At 69.8% G+C, this 5,330-nt stretch carries 3 protein-coding genes and 1 pseudogene; 1 reads left to right on the top strand and 3 read right to left on the bottom strand.

Annotation, left to right across the window (positions count from 1 at the left end):
• Window positions 1-307: 307 nt before the first annotated feature.
• From ACWDA7_RS49755 to ACWDA7_RS49765, 3 genes are read right to left on the bottom strand one after another with little or no spacing between them, the layout of a single operon-like run.
• On the bottom strand, window positions 308-2,035 hold the full coding sequence (locus tag ACWDA7_RS49755; protein ID WP_450614450.1) for an ABC transporter ATP-binding protein: 1,728 nt from the start codon (window positions 2,033-2,035) through the stop codon (window positions 308-310).
• Window positions 2,032-3,114, bottom strand: a complete 1,083-nt coding sequence (locus tag ACWDA7_RS49760; RefSeq protein ID WP_450614452.1) for a hypothetical protein — start codon at window positions 3,112-3,114, stop codon at window positions 2,032-2,034. The genes ACWDA7_RS49755 and ACWDA7_RS49760 overlap by 4 nt, the downstream gene beginning before the upstream one ends.
• Window positions 3,115-3,122: 8 nt before the next feature.
• Window positions 3,123-4,220: a DUF1611 domain-containing protein gene (locus ACWDA7_RS49765; RefSeq protein ID WP_450614454.1), complete on the bottom strand. Its 1,098-nt coding sequence runs from the start codon at window positions 4,218-4,220 to the stop codon at window positions 3,123-3,125.
• Between the two features lie 262 nt (window positions 4,221-4,482).
• Here ACWDA7_RS49765 and ACWDA7_RS49770 point away from each other — a divergent pair.
• Window positions 4,483-5,330 (top strand): annotated as a pseudogene (locus ACWDA7_RS49770) (IS200/IS605 family accessory protein TnpB-related protein); the annotation flags it as partial.

The raw sequence follows: 5,330 nt of genomic DNA on the forward strand, positions 1-5,330 counted from the left end.
CCCCGCAGCCCCTCCAACGCCTGTACGACGTCCGCAGCCTCCATCAGGTGTCCCCCGTGTGTCGCGTTCTCGGCCACTGTCCATCGTCGCCCATCCGCAGCCTGCGCGCGGCGACTTCGGCGGTGCGGTGCGCAGGATGATCAGGGCGAGGCCGTCCGCGTTCGTACCGGGCGGCAACCGGCCAGGCGACACAGCAGTTCGAGTTCGTTCTCGTCCAGGGCGATGTCGCTCCTGTCTTCGGGTACAGTTCCGTCTTGCGGCCCTCACCTGGAAAGTGGCTCCGCCATCCCCTTCCACGTTGCGACGATCAGTCGAATCCGCCCAGGGTCCCGTTATCCATGTGGACGGTGCGGGTGGCCAGACGGCCGAGGGCGGGTCGGTGGGTGGTCATGATGACGGTGCGGCCGAGGACGAGCCGGGTGAGTGCGCGGATGACGAGTTGCTCGGCTGTGTGGTCCAGTCCGGTGGTGGGTTCGTCGAGCAGGACGACGGGTGCGTCGAGGAGCAGGGCGCGGGCGATGCCGATGCGTTGGCGTTGGCCGCCGGACAGTCCGATGCCGTGGTCTCCGATGGTGGTGTTGAGGCCGTCGGGCAGTTCGGAGGCGAACTGTGTGACCAGTGCCGCTTCGGCGGCCGAAGCGACCTCCTCGGGGTCGGCCTCGGGCCGTGCGTAGCGGAGGTTGTCGGCCAGGGTGCCGGAGAACAGGAAGGTGTCCTGCAGCACGACGGCGACTTGCCGGCGCAGCCAGGGGCGGGGGAGTTGGGCGATGGGGAGTCCGTCGAGCAGCAGTTGGCCCTCGGTCAGGGAATACAGTCCGGCGACGAGGGCGAGCACGGTGGTTTTGCCGGCGCCGTTGGGGCCTAGCAGCATGACGCGTTCGCCGGGGTGGATGATGAGGTTGAGGCGGTGGAGTACGGGGCCGCGGCCGTAGTCGAGGCTGCCGTCGTACAGGTCGATGCGGCCGGTGGCGCGGTGGGGCAGCGGACGTGAGGGGGTCGGCGAGACAAGTGGCTGGTCGAGGATGGCGGCGACGCGTTCGGCGGAGGCGGCTCCTTGGGTGAAGGTCAGTGCCAGACGGGACAGTGAGCGCATCGGTTTGACCATGTCGCGCATGTAGCTTGCCACGACGACCAGGAGTCCGACGCTCCACCAGTGGCTGAGGACGCCGAAGCCGCCGACCCACAGGAGCACCGCGGTGCCGACAGCGGTGGCGGCCTCCAGCAGCGGCGTGAACCGGGCGCGCAGTTCCACCGACTGCAGTCCTGCGTTCAGTGCGCTGGTGTTGTCGGTGGCGAAGCGGGCGTCGTGAAGGTCATGGCGGCCGAAGGCGTGGACGGTGCGGATGCCCTGCAATGACTCGGCGACGTAGCCGGCGAGGCGGCCTTCGGCGGCGCGCTGGTGGCGTGCGGCCTGGCGGGTCAGCCGCGTGTAGCGGGCGGCGGTGATGAACACCAGGGGGGCGCAGCTGATGGCGATCAGGCCCAGCCGCCAGTCGACCGTGAGCAGGACGGCGGCGAAGCCGGCGATGGACAGGAGTCCGGGCAGCAGGGTGGAGAACAGGTCCACCAGCCCGTCTTCGATCCGGTCGGTGTCGGTGGAGATGCGGCTGGTGAGTTCACCGACGGCCTGCCGGTCGTGGAAGGCCATGGGCAGCCGCTGCAGGTGGGCGAAGACGTCCATGCGGATGGTCGCGGTGATCCGTTCGCCTGCGCTGTTCATGACGCGGTCGCCGAGGTAGTCGAATGTGCCGGAGGCCAGTGTGATGACCAGTACGGCGACCGCCGCCGCGGTCAGCATGGCGAGGGCGGAGTCACCAAGGGGGGATACCAGCCTTGCCAGCGCCCCATGGGAGTGGCCGCCGCGCAGGACGTCGTCGATGACCAGGGCCAGTGGCCAGGGCTGGGCGAGGTCGGCCACCAGCTCGGCCACGCGGAAGCCCACCCCGAGCAGGAGCATGCGCAGGTGCTGTCGCCCGTAGCCGCGGAACCGCCACAGTTGTCGCAGGAGTCCGAAGTCTGCCGGGTGACCGCTCATCTGTGCGCCTGGTCGACGGCCCGGCGGCGGGCGGCCTCGGTCAGTTCGGTGTTGCTCGCGTTCGGCCGGATACCGTGTTCCGCCATGGCGGCCAGCACCGTCGGAGCGAGCTGGGTGTCGGCGTGCGTCATGGCGGCGAGAAGCCGGGAGAAGTCCCGACGGCTGTGCAGCGCTTCGTGGGTGCGGGTGAGGGGTGTTGCGTCCCCGAGCAGCTCCAGGCCGCGCACGAGCAGCGCGTCGAAGCGGACGGGATCGGCACCGCAGGCGGCAACGCGCTCGCGGGAGGTCCAGCAGGCCGAGGCCCATAGGGTGCCGTCGGCGTGCGGGTCCCCGTCGTTGCCTCCGCGGAAGTACGCCATCGTCCAGTGGCCATCCAGCTTGCGACGCCGCTGGTCCCGCTCCGCGATGGTGCGGCGGTGCCAGCCGTAGATGTCGGGAGTGCCCAGCAGCACGGCGGTGAACACGTCCGCGGTGCCTTCGTCCAGCGCGATCTTCTTGTTGGTCTGCTCGCGCGGCGGGCGCAGCTTGTTGAGGCGGAAATCCGCGGTATGCCGACACAGATGATGTCCCACCTCGTGGTAGATGATCGCCGCGTTGTGTGCCGGGGCGTGGAAATACTGTGCGCCCTTCGCCGGGGTAAGGAAACGGGCGCCTCCTCCGAGGTGGATCTCCCCGTCCGGCACGACGGGTTTGCTCTCCAGCGCCATCGCCCGCCCCGGCAGCCGGTAGTGGCCGCCACCCCAGCGGCGGGGCTGGTCGTGCATCCCGATTCTCACCACCAGGTGCGGAAGAGGTCGCTGAAGCAGTCCGGCGAAGTACCTCAGGGCGCGTTGGAGATGGAAGGCAGTATTGACCAGTCCGAACGCGCGGGCCTGCCGGTCAGCCTCCGCCCCAGCCAGCGGACCGCCGCCTCCGGCTGGATCGAAGGCCAGTGCACGGTTGTTGAACAGCTGGCCCCCTCGCACGTCTTGGACACTCGCCTCGGGCAGTACCAGCTCTGCGGGTCCGCAGCGCACCACCTCGATGTCAACGTCCCCGATCCGCCCGGGGCCCGGGTTGCCGTCCGGGAGATAGACCATGGCCCGTGTCATAGGCCCGGCTCTTGTGTGCGGCAGCCGCCCGCCGGTTCACCACCGCATCCATCGTCGGTGCCGCCGTAAGCCGCGTTCAAAGTCGCAGGTGTCGGGATCAGCAGGTCCACCGCAGCACCGCCTGCGAGCTGCGCCGGGGACAGTACCGGAATCCCTGTGGCGGCGGCGGCTTCGCGGGAGGCCAGCGGGCTGGCGGTCACCCGGCCGCTCACCGCTCGGATCGGAACGTCCAAAGCGGCCAGGATGTCGCTGCCGGCGCTGGCGCCCAGCGCGTCGGCGACGGCGAGCACCACTCCGTCGGCAAAGCCCGCAAGGCATGTGGCGAGCGCCGCCGTCTCGGTCTGCAGCAGACCGTCCGCGATCTCCAAGGCCACCGCCTGGGCTCCCTGGTCCACCAGGCCGTCGCGGACGCCGAACATCGTGGCGCGCAACCGCTCGAGCGGGTAGCCGAACGTCGAGGGCAGGCCGAAGTCGAGGAAGTCCAGGACGGCCGTGGCGCCCGCGTCGATGTACATCCAGCGGTCTTTGCCGCTGCCGGAGCCGGTGATCTTGCCGGCGCCGGCGGTCAGACCCGCGCGGCGCCAGCCCCGCACCATGGCCGCCATGGTGGTGGTCTTGCCCGCGTTCATCGACGACCCCAGTACGACCAGCGTGCCCAGCCCCGGCACGGCTGCGGCGGGCGTGGGTATCGCGAAATCCTCCACCGACAGCACCGCGCCCCGGTGGTCGGTGAGCGCGCCGATCACCTCCAGCTCGGTCGGCGGGTCACGGCGCGTGTGGGCGGATACGACGGTACCGATGAGGCCGCCCGCGGTGAGCAGGTGCACGGCCGTCCCTTCCGGCAGGTATCCCTCGAAGAAATCGGTCGCGTACCTGTTTCCGTAGGCTCCGACGAGGATGTCTCCCGGATAGAGGCTGACGCTGCGGCCGTGGACGTCCTCCGTGTGGGCGTGGGCCCCCAGCGCGGTCACCTTCGCCGCGACCAGGTCGCCGAGCCGGGGTTTGCGGGGGAATCCGCTCAGGCACATCTGGCCTCGGTCCACGACCCTGCGAGTGACGTAGCTCCACTTGGCGGCGGAAATGCCTTGGATCACAAGCGCCACGTTACTCCTGTCTGTTGTGCGGCTCTTGTTGGCAGATATCCCCAGTCGGTGCCGCGGGTTTCCGTGAGGCGAGGCGGCCTTGGCGGGGTTGGGAGCTGTTCGGTTTCGGATGTGCAGGAGTGTGTGTGAGTGTGCACGAGCATGTACTTGTTCGTGGTGTTGCAGCGCGCACGACCGCTTGGCGGGCATCGTCAGTGCCGGCCGGTAGCGTTCTTCCTGTTGCTGGTCACGTGTGGGGGAGGGGGGTGCATCGATGCGTGGTGAGTCGCTGCGCACGATCGCTGCCCCCTTCGTGGCCGTCGGTCCGTCCGGTGTGGCGGTCCGCACCCGCCTCAAGGGCCTCACGCCGGACGACGAGCAGGTGTTACGTGTGGTCGGCGCGCATCTGGGGTCGCTGGCCTCGAGGGATCTCAAACGCCGGTGCGCTGAGGGCCTGGAGCACTCCGCGGATACGTGGGCGCAGCGCAAGCGGGCCCTGACCGACACGTCGTCCTCGCGGTGGGCCGGTTCGATCACCAAGGCCACCCACGATCAGTGGGCGCTGTCCCGGCGTGCCCAGCTCGCGCACCTCCGCAGCCTTGAGGCCGGCATCAAGACGATCACGCACCGCCTGTCGCTGCCGGTGGGTGAGAAGGGCTCGAAGCGGGCTCCGGGCGGATACCGCACCCGGCAGGAGTGGTTCCACAAGTCCCGGCGGCTGCGTCTGCTCAAGGATCGGCTGGAGCGGGAGCGGGCCGATCACGAGGTGGGGCGGGTGCGGGTCGTGCGGGGCGGTAAACGCCTGCTCCACACCCGACACCACCTCGACGCGGCGCAGCTCGCCGGGCACGCGTGGCGGCGTCGTTGGGAAGCGGAGCGCTGGTTCCTGCAGGCGGACGGCGAGTCGGGCAAGCGGTTGGGGAACGAGACGATCCGCGTCACCCCGGACGGCGAAGTGTCCCTCAAGCTTCCCGTCCCGCTGGCGCACCTGGCGAACGCCCCGCACGGCCGGTACGTCCTCGCCTCGACCGTGGTCTTCCACCACCGCAGCGACGAGTGGGCCGACCGCGTCTCGACGAACCGGGCCGTGGCCTACCGCATCCACTACGACACAGACCGCTG

The sequence above is a fragment of the Streptomyces sp. NPDC001156 genome (genome assembly GCF_053598275.1).

Coding starts and splice junctions, on each gene's coding strand:
- ACWDA7_RS49755 (WP_450614450.1), bottom strand. CDS start 2,035: ATGAGCGGTCACCCGGCAGACTTCGGACTCCTGCGACAACTGTGGCGG.
- ACWDA7_RS49760 (WP_450614452.1), bottom strand. CDS start 3,114: ATGGTCTATCTCCCGGACGGCAACCCGGGCCCCGGGCGGATCGGGGAC.